General features: G+C 70.2%; 17 protein-coding genes. 8 read left to right on the forward strand and 9 right to left on the reverse strand.

Annotated elements, in window-relative coordinates:
• Window positions 1-298 precede the first annotated feature (298 nt).
• The gene (locus F4560_RS00970) at window positions 299-652 is read left to right on the forward strand and encodes a hypothetical protein (protein WP_184914880.1); all 354 of its coding nucleotides are present in this window, start codon (window positions 299-301) and stop codon (window positions 650-652) included.
• 3 nt (window positions 653-655) lie between these two features.
• Here F4560_RS00970 and F4560_RS00975 read toward each other — a convergent pair whose 3' ends face one another.
• From F4560_RS00975 to F4560_RS00985, 3 genes are read right to left on the reverse strand one after another with little or no spacing between them, the layout of a single operon-like run.
• Window positions 656-1,432, reverse strand: coding sequence for an ABC transporter permease subunit (locus tag F4560_RS00975; RefSeq protein WP_184914883.1), 777 nt, complete (start codon window positions 1,430-1,432; stop codon window positions 656-658).
• Window positions 1,429-2,973 (reverse strand): ABC transporter permease subunit, encoded by a 1,545-nt coding sequence (locus F4560_RS00980; protein WP_184914886.1) that lies wholly within the window; start codon window positions 2,971-2,973, stop codon window positions 1,429-1,431. Before F4560_RS00980 ends, F4560_RS00975 begins: the two co-directional genes overlap by 4 nt.
• Window positions 2,970-3,902: an ABC transporter ATP-binding protein gene (locus tag F4560_RS00985; RefSeq protein ID WP_184914889.1), complete on the reverse strand. Its 933-nt coding sequence runs from the start codon at window positions 3,900-3,902 to the stop codon at window positions 2,970-2,972. Before F4560_RS00985 ends, F4560_RS00980 begins: the two co-directional genes overlap by 4 nt.
• Window positions 3,903-4,068: 166 nt before the next feature.
• Here F4560_RS00985 and F4560_RS45915 point away from each other — a divergent pair, with 166 nt between their 5' ends.
• Entirely contained in the window at window positions 4,069-5,235 is a 1,167-nt protein-coding gene (locus tag F4560_RS45915; RefSeq protein WP_184914891.1) for a sensor histidine kinase, read from the forward strand.
• Entirely contained in the window at window positions 5,232-5,888 is a 657-nt protein-coding gene (locus F4560_RS00995) for a response regulator (RefSeq protein WP_184914893.1), read from the forward strand. The genes F4560_RS45915 and F4560_RS00995 overlap by 4 nt, the downstream gene beginning before the upstream one ends.
• 122 nt (window positions 5,889-6,010) lie before the next feature.
• On the opposite strand, the gene F4560_RS01000 is transcribed toward F4560_RS00995, so the two are convergent.
• The 3 genes from F4560_RS01000 to F4560_RS01010 form a co-directional block, all read right to left on the reverse strand.
• A complete protein-coding gene (locus F4560_RS01000; RefSeq protein WP_184914896.1) occupies window positions 6,011-8,740 on the reverse strand; it encodes an exo-rhamnogalacturonan lyase family protein in 2,730 nt (909 codons plus the stop codon).
• Between the two features lie 159 nt (window positions 8,741-8,899).
• Window positions 8,900-9,619 carry a hypothetical protein gene (locus F4560_RS01005; RefSeq protein ID WP_184914899.1) on the reverse strand — a complete coding sequence of 240 codons (720 nt, stop codon included), beginning with the start codon at window positions 9,617-9,619 and terminating at the stop codon, window positions 8,900-8,902.
• A 109-nt stretch (window positions 9,620-9,728) separates the two neighbouring features.
• A complete protein-coding gene (locus F4560_RS01010; RefSeq protein WP_184914901.1) occupies window positions 9,729-10,757 on the reverse strand; it encodes a LacI family DNA-binding transcriptional regulator in 1,029 nt (342 codons plus the stop codon).
• Between the two features lie 383 nt (window positions 10,758-11,140).
• On the opposite strand from F4560_RS01010, the gene F4560_RS01015 reads away from it, so the two are divergent.
• The 4 genes from F4560_RS01015 to arfA all read left to right on the forward strand — a co-directional run bounded on the left by F4560_RS01015 (window position 11,141) and on the right by arfA (window position 15,882).
• Window positions 11,141-12,454 carry an ABC transporter substrate-binding protein gene (locus F4560_RS01015; protein ID WP_184914904.1) on the forward strand — a complete coding sequence of 438 codons (1,314 nt, stop codon included), beginning with the start codon at window positions 11,141-11,143 and terminating at the stop codon, window positions 12,452-12,454.
• An 88-nt stretch (window positions 12,455-12,542) separates the two neighbouring features.
• Entirely contained in the window at window positions 12,543-13,505 is a 963-nt protein-coding gene (locus tag F4560_RS01020; RefSeq protein WP_312868015.1) for a carbohydrate ABC transporter permease, read from the forward strand.
• A complete protein-coding gene (locus F4560_RS01025; RefSeq protein WP_184914907.1) occupies window positions 13,502-14,368 on the forward strand; it encodes a carbohydrate ABC transporter permease in 867 nt (288 codons plus the stop codon). The genes F4560_RS01020 and F4560_RS01025 overlap by 4 nt, the downstream gene beginning before the upstream one ends.
• Before the next feature lie 11 nt (window positions 14,369-14,379).
• Window positions 14,380-15,882 (forward strand): arabinosylfuranosidase ArfA, encoded by a 1,503-nt coding sequence (arfA, locus tag F4560_RS01030; protein WP_184914910.1) that lies wholly within the window; start codon window positions 14,380-14,382, stop codon window positions 15,880-15,882.
• 51 nt (window positions 15,883-15,933) lie between these two features.
• On the opposite strand, the gene F4560_RS01035 is transcribed toward arfA, so the two are convergent.
• From F4560_RS01035 to F4560_RS01045, 3 genes are all read right to left on the reverse strand, one after another.
• Window positions 15,934-18,315, reverse strand: coding sequence for an ATP-binding cassette domain-containing protein (locus tag F4560_RS01035; protein WP_184914915.1), 2,382 nt, complete (start codon window positions 18,313-18,315; stop codon window positions 15,934-15,936).
• A gap of 88 nt (window positions 18,316-18,403) precedes the next feature.
• A complete protein-coding gene (locus F4560_RS01040; protein ID WP_184914917.1) occupies window positions 18,404-18,814 on the reverse strand; it encodes a VOC family protein in 411 nt (136 codons plus the stop codon).
• Window positions 18,815-18,824: 10 nt separating this feature from the next.
• Complete coding sequence (locus F4560_RS01045; protein ID WP_184914920.1) at window positions 18,825-19,268, reverse strand: helix-turn-helix transcriptional regulator; 444 nt, start codon at window positions 19,266-19,268, stop codon at window positions 18,825-18,827.
• A 98-nt stretch (window positions 19,269-19,366) separates the two neighbouring features.
• On the opposite strand from F4560_RS01045, the gene F4560_RS01050 reads away from it, so the two are divergent.
• Entirely contained in the window at window positions 19,367-19,891 is a 525-nt protein-coding gene (locus tag F4560_RS01050; protein ID WP_184914923.1) for a nucleoside/nucleotide kinase family protein, read from the forward strand.
• The last annotated feature ends 1 nt before the right edge of the window (window position 19,892 follow it).

The raw sequence follows: 19,892 nt of genomic DNA on the forward strand, positions 1-19,892 counted from the left end.
GCGGCAGCTGGTGGTGTGGCAGAGCGGCGGGCAGCGGGCGGGCAGACCGGCGGGGCGGTGGCAAACCTGCGGGCAGCTGCCGGCGGGGCGACCGACAGGCCACGAGCGGGCGGACCAGCAGGGCGAGGGCGAGGGAAACGGGCGGGTACTAGCTGGCGGAGCAGACCGGCGGGGAGCAGTGGGGCTGGGAGAGCGCAATCAGTGGGCGGCTGGCGGGGTAACGGCGGGCCGTGCGCGGACCGTTGGGCGGCTGTCCTAGCATCCGCGGGTGGACAAGACGCGGGTCGGATGCTGGTCGGTGGCTGTGCTTGTCCTGGCGCAAACGCTTTCCACATTGCTGTCCGGCGGGCCGCCTGAGCTGCGGTTCACCGGCGTCGCGTTCAACGCCGTCGCCGCGTTCTCCACCTTCCTGCTGCTCCGCCGGCCCGACCGCAACCGGTGGCCGCTTGTCGCCTGGGCCGCCGGTTTCTTCGGCTGGCACGTGACCGGCCTGCTCAGCCTGGCGGGCGTCGTCACGACCGGCCTGGACCCGGTGTTCAGCCTGGGCGTCGCGCCCCAGCTGTCGGTCCTCTACCAAGCCGTCCTGGCCACGTTGGCGGGCTTCGCCGTCCACCTGCTCCTGCCCCGGCCACCCCGGCCGAAGGAACGCTGACGGTCAGGCATCGCGCAGCCGGAGCATCAGACCACCCCCCGCCAACGCGCCCGCCGCCCACAGAGCGAGCACCCCGAGACCCGCCCAAGGACCGATCGGCAGGCTGTCGAGACCGGTCGTCGACTGCACGGTCAGGCCAGACGTCATCGGGCTGATCCGCTGGAGGCGCTTGACCCAGTCCGGATCCGACACCACGGCGGCCACGATCGGGAACAGGTACAGCAGCCCGAGCACGATCCCGATCGCCGCCGCCGCGTCACGCACGACCGTCGCCACGCCCAGGCTGAGCAGACCCACCAGCACCAGGTAGAGGACCGAGCCGACCGCCGCACGCAGCACCGGTTCGTCGGACAACGACAGCACCGCGTGCCCATGGGCCTCGGTGAAACCGTTGCCCGGCAGGATGTACCGCCCGGCCAGCACCGACACCAGCACCGCCGCCGAACCGGCTACCAGCACCAGCACGCCGACCACCGCCGCCTTGGCCGCCAGCACTGTGGACCGGCGCGGTATCGCCGCGAACGTCACCCGGATCATCCCGGTGCTGTACTCACCGGCGACCGCCAACACGGCAAGCACGGCGACGACTGCCTGGCCGAACGCGATCCCGGCGAGGCTGATCTTCGCCGGATCCTGCCCGCAGCCCACCCCGGAGCAGCTGACGGCGAACGACGACGCCACACCCAGCGCCACCGTCAGCAGCACCACGGCCGCCAGCAGCCAGCCCGTCCCCGCCACGGTCCGCAGCTTCGTCCACTCCACGTGCAGCGCTTCCTTCACGCGTCCCTCCTCCGCAGCACGTACGCCGCCACGCCGAGCGCGAGCGCGGTGTAGGCGCAGAGCACCGCGAAACCCCCCAACGGGCCGAGCGGGAAGTAACCATCGGCAGGCGTGTAACTGGCCGTGACCTGCGCGTACTCAGGCAGGCTCTGCTGCACGGCGAACGCGGCGGCCGGCGTGATCCGCAGCAGCCAGTCCGATGGGCCGGTCGGCAGGACCGACGCGATCGCCAGGATGTACGGCAGCACGATCGCCACGATGACCACGCTCACCGCCCCCGCGCTGCGCCGCAGCACCGTGCCGACCGCCAGGCTGAACACCGCCGCGACCGCCAGCAACGCCGCCGTGCCGACCACGACCCGCAGCTCCGTCGCGGTGGGCACGGTGAACATGAAGTGCCCCTTGCTCCGCTGCACGGCCCGGACCAGCGGCACCGCGACCGACGAGGCGACCAGCCCGGTGACGAACGTGACCGACCCGATCACCACCGCCTTCGCCGCCAGCACCCGACCACGCCGAGGGCTCGCGCTGAGGCTCGTGCGGATCAGCCCACGCCGGTACTCGGACGTCATGAACGTCGAAGCCACCACGATGATCGCGATCAGCCCGGCGAACGCGCCCACCAGCCCGCTCTCGACCGTCATGCCGAGACCACCCCGGCCGGCCACGATCGGCGCGATGTTGCCGGACCCGCTCACCGTGACACCGTCGCCGGTCTGCTGGAGACCGTCGGCGTCGCCCGGCCCGCCACCGATGTCCTCGCCGGTCCACGTGCCGTCCGACCAGCCGCCTTGGAGGGAGATCCGGTCGAACTCGGCGGTCGCCCGCGTCGGGAAGCTCATGCCGCTCGCGCTCGCGAACGACTCGGTGATCACCTCGTGCTGGGGTGACGCGGCGAACATGCCGGCGCGCACGGTCGACGGCAGTCCGGGCAGCCTGACCGTGCCGACGATGTCCCAGTTCGCGCCGTCGGCCGACTCGTGGCCGGTGATCGTGTCGCCGGACCGGGTCAACCGCAGCCAGCTCGGCCGCGCGGACAGCGTGCCCGCGATGTCCCCGGTGTAGTTGTGCTGCATCCGCACGCCGTGCTCACCGGTGACCGCCAGCGCCGCGTACTGGGATCCAGGAGTGGTGCTCTCCTTGATGATGATCCCGGCCTTGGTCCACGGTTGCATGGCGCTCGCCGTGTCCTGATCGTCCGAAGAGGACACAGCGGTCAGGGATGTCATCCGGACGGTGATGCTGCCGTCACCGGCCAAGGACCGATGCGCGAAGGAGAAGTGGTCGTTCACCGGCACGCCGTTCGGACCGATCGGCGGCGTCATGCCCGCGCACTTCCCGCCGTCTGGCCCGCTGCACGAGATGTTGCTCGCCGCCGCCCCGAACAACCCGATCAGCACGGTGACCAGCGCCGCCGCCACGAGTCCGATGACCCAGCCGCGCACGGTCCGGAACTTCGTCCACTCGGCGCGCAGCAACTGCCCGAACCCGTCCCGCCCGACCTGTGCTCCGGACCGGAACGGCGTCGTGGTCGTGGTCATCGCGCGGACTCCTGGATCTCGGTGGCGTGGTACTCGACTGCGTCCCTGGTCAGCTCCATGTAGGCCTCCTCGAGCGACGCGCGGTGCGCCGACACCTCGGAGAACGGCACCGCGCTCCCGCCGAGCAGCGCCACCACGCGTTCGCCGGACAGCCCGGTGACGGTGAGCGTGTCCGGCCCGGTGACGGCGACCGTGGCGCCCGCGCCGGCGAGGAGCGTCACGGCCTGGGTCCGGGCGTTGGTGCGCAACGTGACCCGGTCACCCGACGCGGACTCGATCAGGTCTGACACGCCGACGTCCGCGATCACCTTGCCCCGGCCGACGATCACCACGTGGTCGGCGGTGTCCTGGAGCTCGCTCATCAGGTGGCTGGACACCAGCACCGCCCGGCCCTCGGCGGCCAGCGACCGCAGGAAACCGCGCATCCACCGGATGCCCTCGGGGTCCATCCCGTTGACCGGCTCGTCCAGCACCAGCACCGGCGGGTCGCCGAGCAGCGCCGCCGCGATACCCAGCCGCTGTCTCATGCCCAACGAGTAGCCGCCTGCCTTGCGCCGGATCGCCGACGTCAGGCCGACCTGCTCGACCACCTCGTCCACCCGCCGCCCGCCCAGGCCCTGCGAGTGGGCCAGCCACAGCAGGTGGTTGCGACCGGTGCGGCTCGGCTGGAGCGCCGCCGCGTCCAGCAGCGAGCCGACCTGCCGCAGCGGGTGCCGCAGGCTCCGGTACGGCCGGCCGCCGACCAGCGCGTGGCCCGCGTCGACCGAGTCCAGGCCGAGGATCGCCCGCATCGTGGTGGACTTGCCCGCCCCGTTGGGACCGACGAAGCCGGTGACCTTGCCCGGTGCGACGGTGAACGTCATCCCGTCCAGCGCCACGGTCGAGCCGAACCGCTTGCGCAGCCCGGTGACTTCGATGGTTGCTTCCATGCCGAGAAGGCTAGGGAGCGGGGGTGGGTCCGGTCGTCACGCTGGGGAGCCGTTTCGGCGTGGCTGACGTGGGGGATAGCCGGGGTCAAGCGTCCCTCACAAGAGGGATGACAGAGTCACCACCTGTGGTGACGCGGGTTTGCCGGCGGACGGCCACAATGATCGGGTGAGCGAAGAAAGCGACTGGGTACTGCGGTTCGCCGCGTCCCCGCGCGCCCCGATCGCGGCCGGGGTGCTGCTGGGCGCGGTGGCCGTCGCCGAGTCGGTCGTGCGGGCGGTGACCAGCGGTGTGGACGTCCAACTCGTCCTGGTGTTCGGCTTGCTGGCGGCGGCCACCACGGTGCCGCTGGCCATCCTGCGGCCCGCTCCCGCCGCCATCGCCACCACGGCGGCGGCCGTGCTGTCGCTCGGGCTGTTCCACAGCTTCACCACCGCGGGCCTCTGCGCGCAGGTGATCGTGCTGTACCGGCTGGCTCGGGCCGGCGGGCACAACCTCGCCACGGTCCTGGCCGCGCCGTACCTGGTGCTGGCGCTGCTCGGCGGCGGCTTCCTGGCCGTGCTGGCGGCCTTTTTCGGGTCGATCGCGGTGTGGTTGGGATTCGCCCTGTCGGCACGCGGTGAGGCGCAGGTGCACCACGCCGCCAGGCAGGCCGTCGTCGAAAGCCTGCGGGAGCACACCGCGCGCGGCGAACGGGCGCGGATCGCCCGGGAACTGCACGACGTCGTCGCGCACCACATCTCCATGATCGCCGTGATGGCGGAGACGGCCCGGCTGACCACGCCCGGGATGCCCGCCGCCGGCGCGCAGCGGCTGTCCGAGATCGGCGACACCGCACGGGCCGGGTTGACCGAGATGCGTCGGCTGCTCGGTGTGCTGCGGGAGGACGCGCCGGACGAGGTGGCGGACCGGCGGCCCCAACCCGGCCTGCAACAGCTCAACGAACTGCTCGACCAGGCCAGGGACACGTCCGGCGCGGGCGCTCGGCTCATCGTCTCCGGCAGCCCGGCGGACCTCGACCCGGGCGTCGAGCTGGCCGCGTACCGGATCATCCAGGAGGCCCTCACCAACGCGCGGCGGCACGCTCCGGGCGCGGCGGTCGACGTGGAGCTTCACTACACGGATTCGGTGCTGCGCTTGCGAATCCGCGACAACGGACCCGGTCCACCGGCCACCACACCGCCCGGCGGGCACGGGCACGGGCCTGGTCCTGGGCATGGGCTGACGGGTATGAGAGAACGGGCGGCGGCCGTCGGCGGTCGGTTGCACACCGGTCCTACCGCCGTGGGCGGCTTCCTGGTCGAGGCCACCCTCCCGGCCGGGGAGTCCCCATGACGAGCGTCCGCGTAGTGGTCGCCGACGACCACGAGGTGATCCGCGCCGCGTACGCCTCGCTGCTCGACACCCAGCCGGATTTCACCGTGGTCGGCACCGCGGCCGACGGTCGGGAGGCGGTGCGGCTGTGCCGTGACCTGTCGCCCGATGTCGTGCTCATGGACGTGCGGATGCCGGGGATGGACGGCATCGAAGCGACCCGGCAGCTGGAAGCCGGGCCGCGGGTCCTGATCCTGACGACCTTCGACCTGGACGAGTACGTCTACGACGCGTTGCGTGCGGGGGCCAGCGGTTTCCTCCTCAAGGACGTGACGGGAGAGCAGCTGTTCGACGCCGTGCGCGTCATCGCGCGCGGGGAGGCGTTGCTGGCGCCGACCGTCACCCGGCGCCTGATCACCGAGTTCACCCGCCTGCGCCCTGACCAGCCCGCCCCCACCCTCGCCACCCTCACGCCGCGCGAGACCGAGGTGTTGCGGCTGGTCGCCGAGGGCCTGTCCAACCCCGAGGTCGCGGCCCGGCTGTTCATCACCGAGGAGACGGTGAAGACGCACGTCAGCCGGTTGCTGAACAAACTCGGCCTGCGCGACCGCACCCAGGCCGTGGTGGCCGCCTATGAGTCGGGCCTGGTGGTGCCACGCTTCCGGTCCCCGTGACGAGACCCCCGTTCCGGCGGTGCCGGAACGGGGGCAGGAGAACGGGGGCAGGAGAACGGGGGCAAGGGAACGAGGGTGGGAACAGGAACGGGGGCTGCGGAACGGGCGCTGTCGGCGTGTGGCTACCGGTCCACCCGGGCCGGCGGGAGCTTGTCACCCACCAGGGCCAGGTTCTGGATGGCGGCGAGACCGTACTGGGCGGACGCGTTGGTGGATACGAAGGCTGCCTCGTCGACCGGGCGCAACGCGTTCGGGCCCTCGACCCGCGTGGACTTCCACGGCAATCCGGGACCGTAACCGTCCTGGCCCGCGAAGAACTCGTTCCACGCCCGTTGCGCCAACGCGTCGTCCCCCGTCCGCGCCGCCGCGTACGCGGTGAGGCGGGAGTGCATCTGGCGGAAACCGATGTTCCACGAGCCGCCGACCTCGGCCTGCTGCTCCGCCCTCGTCGCCCCGTACAGCCGGCAGTACTGCAACCACGCCCGCTCGAACGTCGGCTGACCCAGGATGTCGATCAGCTCACTGCAGATCTCCGCCAACCCGAACACCGCCGACAGGTGCGACACGCTCACCTGCACCCGATCCGTGGCGAACCGGCCCGTCTCCAGGTTGTACAACGCCTCCCCGGTGATGAAGCCGTTCTTCAACGCCCCGATGTCCTCCACGGTGCCCAGCAGCTTCTCCCTCGCAACCGGGTCGCCGCCGCGTTCCCACTCGGTCAGCCACGCCGCCGCCAGCGCGCCCCAGTCCGTGCCCAGACCAACAGCCAATGCCTTCGGGTCCGGCGTGTACGGCTCCGTCCGGATCTTGCGCAGCGGATCCAGGGCCACGAACGTGCGGTCCGCGTCGACCAGCTCCCGCAGCAGGTCACCGACCCGTTCGTCGGCGGTCAGGAAGTAGTAGAACCGTCGGTTCGCCGCCGTGCTGATGCGCAACTGCTTGGCGCTGCAACCCCAGTGCAGCACGTTGTGCCGCGTGCCGAGGTCCTTCCACTGACCCAGGTGGTACACGTCGACCTCGCCGGTGTGCCGGGTCATCGCCTCGGCCATCCGGAACACGTCCGCCCGCCCGCTGCGCAAGTACGCGTACCAGAGCCACAGGTCGGTGGACAGCTCCGAGTTGTCCCACGCGTACCCACCGATGTCGTACCGCCACTGGTGCCGGTCCGAGTCGTAGGTGTGCATCACGTCGCCGTAGTTCCAGAACCCGTACCAGCGGCGCTGTTCGACCTGGTCGCGGTGGTAGTCGAAGAGGAAGTCCAGCCGGTCCTCGATCGCCGCCCGCGCCGGGGTGGAGCGGTCCACCAGGGACCAGTCGCCGAACACGCCCGCGGCCAGCATGTGCTGCGGCGGCGCGACCAGCAACGGCGGCGTCTGCACGGCCTGCGACATGGCGGCCAGGCTCGCGTCGTCCGGTGTCGCGCCGAGCGCCCACAACGTGAGTTCGCTGGTCCGCGCCACGCCGTACGCCGTGCCGAAGCCCGGTTCGTAGTCCTCGTAGGTGATCTGGAGGCCCTCCAACTGCTCCGGGAACGTGTCCATGCCCAGACCGTCGTGGTAGAACCGCAGGTCCATCGGCTTGGCGTCCGGCGACCACAGCCAGACCGTCACCTCCGCCTTGTCACCCGCCGCGCCCCGGATGTCGAGTTGGGCCGGGTGCAGCTGCCAGAAGTTCCGCAGGCCGAACGCCAACCCTCCGCTCGCACCGCCGACGTAGCCGAAACCGGGAGCGCGCCGCCCCGCGTCCACGTCCACCCACGTGTGACCGGGCTTGGTCCGCTTGCGGATCGAGAAACCGTCCGCCGTGAGCTGGCTCAGGCTGTAGTCGCCCCACGTCGGGATCAGGTGCAGCCTGCTGCTGACCCGAGTGTCCCAAGTGGACGTCGGTGGTAGCTTCCGGCCGGCGACCTGCGCGCTCCGGACCGCCGCCCCCGGGTCGCGGCGCAGGCCGGTGATACCGCGAACCGCCTCGCGCAGCAGGCCGCCTTCCTCACCGCCGAACCGGATGTGCCGGTCGTACAGCTCGTCGCGCATCGGCACCTCGAACCGGATGCCGAGCCCACGCAGGTAGTCGTCGGTGGTGCCGTCCCACACGAACGTGTGCGTCATGCGGATGCTGTCGGTGCCGGCGAAGAAGTAGAACCGGACGGTGAACGGCAGCCACTCACGTTGTTTCGCCGCACCGCGGTGCACGCCGTCGATCCGCAGCACCGCCCGCACGGGACCGCTCTGCTCGACGATGACGTTCCGGACCTCGCTGACGAACTTCTCCCGCTTCGCGCTGCCGGTGTCGTCGTCCTCGTCGTGGTCCTGGCGCAGGCACACCAGGTGCCCGCGCTGGACGACGGGCTCGCCGCCGCGCATGATCCGCTCGATCAGGTCCGCGCCGCTCTTGCGCACCGTCACGTCGATGACGCCGGTGCGGACGATGACGTGCTGGGCCTTGTCCTCCACGGTGACGGCCTGCGCCGGGGCTTGCGCCGGACCCGGTTCCAGCCGGTACTCCGAGGTCGCGGCCGGTCCGCTGATCGCGTGCGCGCTCCACTTCAGCGAGCCGTCCGGCCAGACGCCCGTGGTCCACGTCTGCACCGGCACCTGCTCGCCGGTGGCCGTGGTCAGCGCGAACGTCTGGTCCTTGCCGAACACACCGCGCGGCCACGGGACGCCCCACGTGGTGCCCGCGTGCGTCGCCGGCGTGCCGCCTTCCAGCCAGGTCAGCGTGGCCTGGCGCGGCGGGTCGGCCAGGGGTGCCGCGGCTCGCGCGCTGCCGCTGCCGACGCCGACGGGGAGCCCGAACGCGGCACCGGCGGCTGCGACGCCACCCAGGAAGGTCCGACGGTTCACCCGTGCCATCTAGGTCTCCTCGTGGTCCGTGCCGGTAGAGGAAAGCGCTTACCAGTACGGCACTGCACCACCACGGATCGCCGGCGTCAAGACTCCGGGGTCGGATTCGTGGCGAGAAGCGATTGAGACACAAGGCTTGCGCGCGGAAGGTAAATCAGCACACGAGGGTCAGCCCTGGAGGTCGGACACTTCGGTGCTGATCAGCTCGCGCAGCTCGTCGCGGTTCTTCTCCAGCAGCTCGGGGAGTCGCGCGTTCCAGTCGGCGGCGAACTGGTCGAGGCCCTCCACGAGCCCGGCCCGGATCCGACCTCTCGTGCCCAGGAGCATCAGCGCGGTGAACGGCCGCAACGCGGTGCGCCCGTAGACGCGGCAGGTGACGGTGACCGCCCATCGGCCGCCGGCTACCGGCTTGCGCGTCACGTCGAACGAGGCCCAGAACAGGCGGTGCCCGAGCTGGGCGGACAGGGACGGCTTGGCGCCGGACCACCAGCGGGCCAGGTCGGCGCGTACCTCGATCCGGGCCGTGCCCAGGGACTTCGCCCACCGGCCGGCCGTGATCCAGAAGTCCACGTCCGCGTGGACGGTGCGCAACGCGGCCGGGGTGGAGAACCGGACCGTGGCCTCCAGCTCGGAGTCCTTGTCCGCGATGTGGAGGCGGGCTGCCGTGTCGGTGTCCCGACCCCAGGACAGCAGCTCCACGTCGAGCGGCCCGTCCACCGCCTCGTACCGCGCCCCCGGCTGCAACGCCGTGCCCCCGACCAGCCGGAAATGCGTGTCGGCACCCTCGCCGAGGTGCTCACCCACGACTTCGTGGGCGAGGTCGACGAAGTCCTCGAACCAGCGCTGCGGGACGGCGACGAGCTGGGCGGTGTGCCGGAACCGGGCCATACCGCGGATCATGGCACGGCGCGCGGGTCGGTCAGGGCTGTCAGGTCCGGACGCGTTTGGCGAAACCGTGTGAACCGCCGGAACCGCCGGAACCGCCGGGCCTGAACGATCAGGCGGTGGCCGCGCGGCCCAGGGTGCTTTGCCTGGCGATGAGCCGGTGACCGGCGCGCACCTCGACACCGGGCAGCGGCTCGGAGCTGTCGATGCGGCTCAGCAGTCGCTCGACGGCGGTGGTCGCGATGGCGACCTTGTCCGGCGAGATCGTGCTGATGGTCGGGTTGGCGTACCGGCCTTCCTCTATGTCGTCGTAGCCGATCAGCGCGATGTCCTCCGGCACCCGCAGCCCGCGGTCGAGGATCTCGTGCAGGGCGCCGAGCGCTACCAGGTCGGAGTAGCAGAAGGCGGCGTCCGGCGGGTTGTCGCGGTCCAGCAGGTGACGCATCGCGCCCAAACCGTCGGCGCGGTTGAAGCGTGGCGTGTGGATGATCAGCGACTCGTCCACCGGCAGCCCGGCGTCGGCGTGGGCCTGCCGGTAACCGAGGGTGCGCAGCTGCGCCGCCTCACCGGTCGGGTACGGCTGGTCGCCGATGGCCGCGATCCGCCGTCTGCCCAGCTTGATCAGGTGCGCGGTGGCCTCGCGGGACGCTTCCACGTCGTCGATGCCCACGTGGTCGAAGACGCCGTTGGACGAACGCTCGCCCAGGATCACCAACGGCAGCGTCGGGTCGCTGTCGGCCAGGTCCTCCTGGGCCAGTCCCAGCGGGCTGAAGATCATGCCGTCGAACAGGAACGCCCGCGCGCCGCGCCGGATCAGCTCGCGCTCGTGCGCCGGATCCCCGTCGGTCTGGTCGATCAGCACGTTGTAGCCGCGCTCCCGCGCCCTGGGGATGATGGCCTGCAACAGCTCCGCGAAGTACGGCGTGTCCAGGTAGGGCACGACCACGGCGATCTGGCCGGACCGGCCGTTGGCCAGGTTGCGCGCCAGGACGTTGGGCCGGTAGCCCAGCTCCTTGATCGCCGCCTCGACCTTCTCCCGGGTCCGCTCGGTGACCCGCGCGTAGCCGTTCACCACGTTCGAGACCGTTCGCGCGGACACGCCGGCCAGCTCAGCTACGTCACGCAGCGTGGCGTCGCGCATCGTTCTCCTCCGTTGGACCGGCGCGGCGGCCCTACCGCTACAGCGCTGCAAAACAGTGTGCCTGTCGCCCTGCCCTCGGGACAAGTCCGACCTGCCGACACGGCGCCGGCGTGTTAAATCTCGTTTGGATTAACTTCAGGTGAGGTCTTGCAGCGCAGCAAAACGGCGTCCATAGTCTTTTGCAGCGCAGCAAGACCCGGTGCCACGGCGGCAGTCACGATCGGTTCCCCCGAACCCGTCGGTCGTGGCGCAACACCCCGACCGACCTCAGGGCACCAGATCGCGCCTCGCGGGGTCACCGCATACCTTTTGTACGTCTCGCTCACGGACCGTGATCGCGGTGGCGCATGCCCGGACGCATGCCGCGACGGAAAGGCACATTCATGCCCGGCACCACATGGTTGGCGAAACTCCGAGCAGGGCTGGCCGCCTGCGGCCTGCTCGCCGTGGCCGCCTGCGGGGGAGCCTCCAGCGACGACGGCGGACCCGTGAAGGTCTCCGTCTGGGCCTGGTACCCGGAGTTCAAGGGCGTCGTCGAGGCGTTCAACGCCTCGCACAAGGACATCCAGGTCGAGTGGACCAACGTCGGCACCGGTCCTGACCAGTACGCCAAGCTCAAGACGGCGTTCACGGCCGGCAAGGGCGCGCCCGACGTGGCGATGGTGGAGTTCCAGCAGATCCCCACGTTCATCATCCTCGACGCCCTCGTGGACATGGGCGAGCACGGGGCGAACGAGGACAAGGGCCTCTACGCCGAGTGGGCGTGGAGCCAGGCAACCGACGGCCAGAAGGTCTACGCGATCCCGGTCGACGGCGGCCCGATGGCGTTGATGTACCGCAAGGACCTCTTCGACCAGCACGGCATCCCGGTGCCGACCACGTGGGCCGAGTACGCGGACGCGGCGGCGAAGATCAAGGCGGCCGACCCGAACGGCCACATCGCCAGCTTCGGCAGCGACGGCGGCTGGATCAACGGCCTGATGTGGCAGTCCGGCTGCCGCCCGTACGGCTACTCGCAGGCCACCGCCAAGGACCAGGTGAAGATCAACCTCACCGCGCCCGAGTGCAAGCGGGTGTTCGACCTGTACGGCGACCTGGTCGAGAAGGGCCTCATGGCCAAGGACCCGTTCTTCACCGCCGACGCCACCGCGGCGCTCGACTCCGGCAAGTACTGGACCTGGGCCGCGGCTGGCTGGACCCCCGGCTACGTCGCGGGCTCGTTGAAGAACACGGCGGGCAAGTGGGCCGTCGCGCCGATGCCGCAGTGGACCGCGGGCGCCGACGAGCAGGGCGACTGGGGCGGCTCGACGTTCACCGTCACCAAGCAGGCCAAGAACCCGAAGGCCGCGACCATCGTGGCCCGTGAGCTGTTCGGCAAGTCGAAGCCCGCGTGGGACATCGGCCTGAACAAGGCGTTCCTCTACCCGCTGGTGAAGGACGTCGCGGCGGATCCGGCGTTCACCGGCAAGGCGTACGAGTTCTTCAACGGCCAGAAGGTGAACGAGATCTTCGTGCCGGTGTCGAACAAGCTGGGCGAGTTCCAGTACACGCCGTTCCAGGACTTCGTCTTCGGCGAGCTGAACGACCGCAGCGCCGAGGCGATGTCGGGCAGCAGGTCGTGGGACTCGGTGCTGGAGGAGACGCAGAAGAACGTCGTCGCGTACGCCGAGCAGCAGGGCTTCAAGGTCAGCAAGTAGTGCTCTCGCGGCCCGCCGCGGCGTACCCCGACGCCGCGGCGGGCCCGACCACCACCCCGCCAGTTCCGGCACAGTCAGGAGGTTCACCGTGACCCGGTCCCTACCGATCACGGCACCCGCGGCGGAGGAATCGCCGCCCGCCGGTCCGGTCGAGAGCCGGTCCCGGCGCAGGTCGCGCAGGGTCACCGCGCACCCGGTGGCCGGCGCGCTGTTCGTCCTCCCGTTCTTCCTCGTCGTCGTCGCGTTCCTGATCGTGCCGCTGGGGTACGCGTTCTGGCTCAGCCTGTCCAGCAAGAGCCTCGCCACCGGCGTCAGGTTCAGCGGTTTCGACAACTACGTGCGCGCGTTCACCGACCCGCTGCTGCTGGACGGCCTGCTGCGGGTCGTCCTCTTCGGACTCGTGCAGATCCCGATCATGCTGGGCATCGCGCTGGCCGGCGCGCTGGTGCTGGACGCCGTCACGACGAAGTTCGCCCTGGCGTTCCGGCTCATCGCGTTCATGCCCTACGCCGTGCCCGCCGTGGTCGGCGCGCTGATGTGGGGCTTCCTGTACAGCCGCACGTTCGGCCCGTTCGCGGACCTGCCGACGCTCGTCGGCGGCGATCCGATCGACTTCTTCAGCGTGTCGCTGCTGCTGGTGTCGCTGGGCAACATCGTGACGTGGGCGTGGACCGGCTACAACATGATCATCCTGTACTCGGCGTTGCAGGGCGTGCCGCGCGAGATGTACGAGGCCGCGGTGATCGACGGGGCCACGCCGGTGCAGATCGCGTTGCGGGTCAAGGTTCCCGCGATCAAGCAGGCCATCTCGCTGGCCGCGATCTTCACCGTCATCGGCACGATGCAGTTCTTCACCGAACCGGCGATCATGGCCCGGTTCGCGCCGCAGATCTCCGCCGGGTACACGCCGAACCTCTACGCCTACAACCAGGCGTTCGCGTACTCGGACTTCCACTACTCGGCCGCGCTCTCCTTCGCCTTGGGGTTCCTGGTGTTCGTCGTCGCCTACGCGTTCGTGTTCGTCAACCGTCGGCGGGGTGGGCGCAAATGACCGTCGGCGGATCTGGCAACCAGACCAAGGTGAACACCCGGCTGCCGCACCTGCTGATGGGTGTGGGCATCCTCTACTTCCTGGTCCCGCTGCTGTGGGTGGTCATCGCGGCCACCAAGAGCCAGCCGGACCTGCTCGACAGCCCGGCGCTGTGGTTCGCCGAGTTCAACCTGTTCGAGAACATCGGCCAGCTGTTCCGAGAGGACGACGGCGTCTACGGAAAGTGGCTGCTCAACACGGCCCTGTACTCGGGCCTGAGCGCGCTCGGCGCGACCGCGTTGGCCGCCGCCGCGGGCTACGGGCTGGCCCGGTTCCAGTTCATGGGCAAGCGGTTGTTCGAGACCGCGCTGCTCGGCATGATCATGGTGCCGGCCACCGCGCTGGTGCTGCCGACTTACCTGATCCTGGCGGAGGTGGAGCTGGTCGACACGATGTGGGCGGTCATCCTGCCCTCGCTGCTGAGCCCTTTCGGCGCGTACCTGGTCCGCGTGTACGTGGACGAGAGCGTGCCGGTGGAGCTGATCGACGCCGCCCGCATCGACCGGGCGGGCGAGCTGCGCATCTTCTGGCAGATCGTGGTCCCGATGATGCGACCGGCGATCGTCACCGTCTTCCTGTTCACGCTGGTAGCGACGTGGAACAACTACTTCCTGCCGCTGGTGATGCTCAGCGACTCCGAGCTGTACCCGCTTACCGTGGGGTTGACCACCTGGTTCAACCTCGCGCAGCAGGAGGCAGGCACCCGGATGCTGTTCAACCTCGTCGTGACCGGCTCACTGCTGGCCATCGTCCCGCTCGTCGTCGCCTTCGTCCTGTTGCAGCGCTTCTGGCGCAGCGGCGCGTCGGCCGGCGCCCTCAAGTAGGAAGCAGAATCGTGCTCAACGCCTCCTTGGTCCTCAGCCCCGACTACGTCATCGCTCCGGTGCGCCGCCGGCTCTTCGGGTCGTTCGTCGAACACATGGGCCGTTGCGTCTACACCGGCATCTACGAACCCGGCCACCCGACCGCCGACGAGGACGGGTTCCGCGGCGACGTGCTCGGCCTGACCCGTGAGCTCGGGGTCGAGGTGGTCCGCTACCCCGGTGGCAACTTCGTGTCCGGCTACCGGTGGGAGGACGGCATCGGCCCGGTCGCGGACCGCCCGGTGCGCCGTGAGCTCGCGTGGCACAGCATCGAGACGAACGAGGTCGGCATCGACGAGTTCGCCCGCTGGGCACGCAAGGCCGACGTCGAGGTGATGTACGCGGTGAACCTCGGCACGCGGGGCGTCGAGGAAGCGCTCGACGTGCACGAGTACATGAACCACGAGGGCGGCACGCACCTGTCGGAGTTGCGCCGCGCCAACGGGTCCAAGTCGCCGCACGGCGTGAAGCTGTGGTGCCTGGGCAACGAGCTGGACGGCCCGTGGCAGCTCGGCCACAAGACGGCGCACGAGTACGGCCGGCTGGCCGCCGAGACCGCGCGGGCGTTGCGGCAGGCCGAGCCGGACCTGGAGCTGGTGGCGTGCGGCAGTTCGAGCTCTTCCATGCCGACGTTCGGCGAGTGGGAGTCCACCGTGCTGGAGCTGACCTACGAGGAGGTGGACCACATCTCGTGCCACGCCTACTACGAGGTGATCGACGGTGACGTGGACAGCTTCCTCGCCTCCGCGCTGGACATGGACCACTTCATCGACAGCGTGGTGGCCACGGCGGACGCCGTCGGGGCGCGGCTGAAGAGCAGTAAGAAGATCACGCTCTCGTTCGACGAGTGGAACGTCTGGTACATGAAGCGGTTCCAGGAGGCGCCGCGCACCGAATGGGAGACCGCGCCCCGCGTCATCGAGGACCAGTACGACGTCACCGACGCGGTGGTCGTCGGCAACCTGCTGATCTCGTTGCTGCGGCACAGCGACCGGGTCGCGGTGGCGTGCCAGGCGCAGCTGGTCAACGTGATCGCGCCGATCCGCAGCGAGCCGGGCGGTCCGGCGTGGCGGCAGACCATCTTCCACCCGTTCGCGTTGACCTCGCGGTTGGCGCAAGGGCAGGTGCTGCGGGTGGAGACGTCCTCGCCGACGTACTCGACCAAGCGCTTCGGTGACGTTCCCGTGGTCGACGCGGTCGCCACGCACGACCCGGAAACCGGTGACACGGTGGTGTTCGTGGTGAACCGGCACCAGTCCGAGCCGGTGGACCTGCGGGTCGGGCTCGCGGCGTTCGGCGACGTGACCGTGGCCGAGGCGTGGACGATGCACGACGAGGACGGCTCGGCGACCAACACGGAGACCGACCCGGACCGCGTGGTCCCGCGGGCGCAGACGGCCGACATCACCGACGGCGACCTGCGCGTGGTCCTGTCGCCCGTCTCGTGGACCGCGGTACGGCTGACGAAGGCGTAGGGAACAGCGGCACCGGTCAGGCCCACGGAGACGGGCCTGACCGGTGCGTGCTCACGCGCCGACGTAGTCCGCCAAGTGCTCGCCGGTGAGGGTGGCGCGCTTGGCGACGAGGTCGGCCGGCGTGCCCTCGAAGACGATCCGGCCGCCGTCGTGGCCGGCGCCGGGACCGAGGTCGATGATCCAGTCCGCGTGCGCCATGACCGCCTGGTGGTGCTCGATGACGATCACCGACTTGCCCGAGTCGACCAGCCGGTCGAGCAGGCCGAGCAGCTGCTCCACGTCGGCCAGGTGCAGGCCGGTGGTCGGCTCGTCGAGGATGTAGACCTCGCCCTTCTCCGCCATCTGCGTGGCCAGCTTGAGCCGCTGCCGCTCACCGCCGGACAGCGTGGTCAGCGGCTGCCCCAGCGTGAGGTAGCCGAGGCCGACGTCGGCGAGCCGGTCGAGGACCTTGTGCGCGGCCGGCGTGCGCGCGTCGCCCGTGCCGAAGAACTCCTCCGCCTCGACCACGGACATCGCGAGCACCTCGGCGATGTTCCGCCCGCCCAGCGTGTACTCCAGCACCGACGCCTGGAACCGCTTGCCCTCGCAGTCCTCGCACGTCGACTCGACGGTCGCCATCACGCCCAGTTCGGTGTAGATGACGCCGGCGCCGTTGCACGTCGGGCAGGCGCCCTCGGAGTTGGAGCTGAACAACGCCGGCTTCACGCCGTTGGCCTTGGCGAACGCCTTGCGGATCGGTTCGAGCAGCCCGGTGTACGTCGCCGGGTTGCTGCGCCGCGAGCCGCGGATCGCGCCCTGGTCGATCACGACCACGCCCTCGCGGCCGGCGACCGAGCCGTGGACCAGCGAGCTCTTGCCGGAACCCGCCACGCCCGTGAGCACGCAGAGCACCCCGAGCGGGATGTCGACGTCGACGTCACGCAGGTTGTGGGCGTCCGCCCCGCGCACCTCCAGCGCCCCGGACGGCGTCCGCGCCGACGGCTTCAGCGTCGCCCGGTCGTCCAGGTGACGTCCGGTGAGGGTGTCGGCGGCACGCAGCCCTTCGATGGTGCCCTCGAACACCACCTCGCCACCACCCGCGCCCGCGGCCGGGCCGAGGTCGACGACGTGGTCGGCGATCGCGATCACCTCGGGCTTGTGCTCGACCACCAGCACGGTGTTGCCCTTGTCCCGCAGTTGCAGCAGCAGGGCGTTCATCCGCTGGATGTCGTGCGGGTGCAGGCCGATGGTGGGCTCGTCGAACACGTAGGTGACGTCGGTCAGCGACGAGCCCAGGTGACGGATCATCTTGGTGCGCTGCGCCTCACCGCCGGACAGCGTGCCCGACGGCCGGTCGAGCGAGAGGTAGCCCAGCCCGATGCCGACGAACGAGTCCAGGGTCCGCCGCAGCGTCACGAGCAGCGGCGCCACCGACGGCTCGTCCAGCTCGCGCACCCAGTCGGCCAGGTCGCTGATCTGCATCACGCACAGGTCGGCGATGTTCTTGCCCTTGATCTTGGACGCCAGGGCTTCCTTGGCCAGCCGCGTGCCGCCGCACTCGGGGCAGGTCGTGAACGTGACCGCCCGCTCCACGAACGCGCGGATGTGCGGCTGCATCGCGTCGACGTCCTTGGTCAGGAACGACTTCTGGATCTGCGGGATCAGGCCCGCGTAGGTCAGGTTGACCCCCTCGACCTTGATCTTGGTCGGCTCCTTGTGGAGCAGGTCGTGCAGTTCCCGCTTGTTGTACTTGCGGATCGGCTTGTCCGGGTCGAAGTAGCCGCAGCCGCGGTAGATGCGGCCGTACCAGCCGTCCATGCTGTAGCCGGGGACGGTGATCGCGCCGTCGTTGAGCGACTTGCTGTCGTCGTACAGCGCGCTCAGGTCGAAGTCGGTGACCGAGCCCATGCCCTCGCACCGCGGGCACATGCCGCCGAGGCGGTTGAACGTCGCCTTCTCGGCCTTCGTCTTGCCGCCGCGTTCGACCGTGATCGCGCCGCTGGCCCGCACCGAGGGCACGTTGAACGAGTACGCGTTGGGCGGGCCGACGTGCGGCTTGCCGAGCCTGCTGAACAGGATGCGCAGCAGGGCGTTCGCGTCGGTGACGGTGCCGACCGTGGAACGGGGGTTCGCGCCGAGCCGCTCCTGATCGACGATGATCGCCGTAGTCAGGCCTTCCAGCATGTCGACCTCGGGCCGCGTCAGCGTCGGCATGAAGCCCTGCACGAACGCGCTGTAGGTCTCGTTGATCATCCGCTGGGACTCGGCGGCGATCGTGCCGAAGACCAGCGAGCTCTTGCCGGAGCCTGAGACGCCGGTGAACACCGTCAGCCTGCGCTTCGGGATCTCGACGCTGACGTCCTTGAGGTTGTTCACGCGCGCGCCCTGCACGCGGATCAGCTCGTGGCTGTCGGCAGCGTGCGCCTGCGTCTCGGTCCTCGTGGCCTTGCTCATCGTTTCTCCATCATCTCTGTCCGTCGTGGACCGGGACCGGGTGGCCGGCGCACGCCGATCGGGTGCGCACGGCCGTCACCAGTGGAACTCAGCCGACTTCCTGGATGCGGACCATGTTGCCCGCCGGGTCGCGGAACGCGCAGTCGCGGATGCCGTAGGGCTGCAGGGTGGGCTCCTGGACGACCTCGACGTCGTGAGCCTGGACCTTCTCGAACGTGCCGTCGAGGTCGCGGGTGGCCAGCAGGATCCAGCCGTAGGTGCCCTTCGCCATCATCTCGGTGATGACGCGGCGCTCGTCGTCGGTGATGCCGGGGTCGGCGGTCGGCGGGGCCAGCAGGATGGACGTGTCGGGCTGACCGGCGGGGCCGACCGTGATCCAGCGCATCTTGCCCTGGCCGACGTCCGTGCGGACCTCGAAGCCGAGGACGTCGCGGTAGAAGGCCAGCGACGCGTCCGGGTCGTCGTGCGGGAGGAAGCTGGTGTGAATGGTGATGTCCATGGCGATGACGCTAGGTGAGGCTCTGCGCCGGCGCTTCTCGATTCCTGACCGGTCGGGAAACCTGCTTCTCGACGCACGACGGGATGCCCGCCGTCGGAGGCGGCTCCTGGCGTCGGTAGGCGCTCGGCGGCACGCCCACCAGCTCGGTGAAGCGGGTGCTGAAGGTGCCGAGCGACGAGCAGCCGACCGCGAAGCAGACCTCCGTGACGCTGAGGTCGCCACGACGCAGCAGCGCCATCGCGCGCTCGATGCGCCGTGTCATCAGGTACGAGTACGGTGACTCCCCGTAAGCGCGTCGGAACTGGCGGCTGAGGTGCCCGGCCGACACGTTCACGCCTCGGGCCAGCGCCTCGACGTCCAGCGGCTGCGCGTAGTCCCGATCGATCCGGTCGCGGACGCGTCGCAGCAGCGCTAGGTCGCGCAGGTGCTGCGTCGCGGCTGGTGTGCTGGTCACCTGCTCGATCGTGCCACAGAGGACCATCCGGAGCAGGGTCTTTGAACGGCGGATATGAGGTTTCCTCTGTCTGATCGGGGGTGGCAGGCTGCCAGATCGTGATCACACGTGAGTTGGTGCTCATCGGCGGCGGCGCCGGGGTGGGCAAGTCGAGCGTCGGCTGGGAGTTCTCCCACCTGCTCCAGTCGCGGGGGACGGCGCACTGCCTGGTCGAGGGGGACTTCCTGGACCAGATCCACCCGGCGCCCGCCGACGACCCGCACCGCACCGGGATCACCGAGCGCAACCTGGCGGCGGTCTGGTCCAACTACGCGGCCCTTGGCCGGCGGCGACTCGTCTACACGAACACGGTCAGCGTGGTGGAGGAGGAGATGATCCGGCGTGCGATGGGACCGGGGGACATCCGGTCCACGTGCGTGCTGCTCACCGCCGATGAGGCGACGATCCGCGAACGCCTCGCCCGCCGGGAGATCGGCTCCCAACTCGCGCCGCACATCGAGCGGAGCGTCACGATGGCCCGCCTACTGGCCGACGAAGCCCCACCGCACACCGTGCGCATCGCGACGGACGGCAAGTCGGTCGGGGAAATCGCCCAAGAGGTGCTGCTGGCCACCGGCTGGTGAC

Origin of the sequence: Saccharothrix ecbatanensis (genome assembly GCF_014205015.1) — a bacterium.
Lineage (GTDB): Bacteria > Actinomycetota > Actinomycetes > Mycobacteriales > Pseudonocardiaceae > Actinosynnema > Actinosynnema ecbatanense.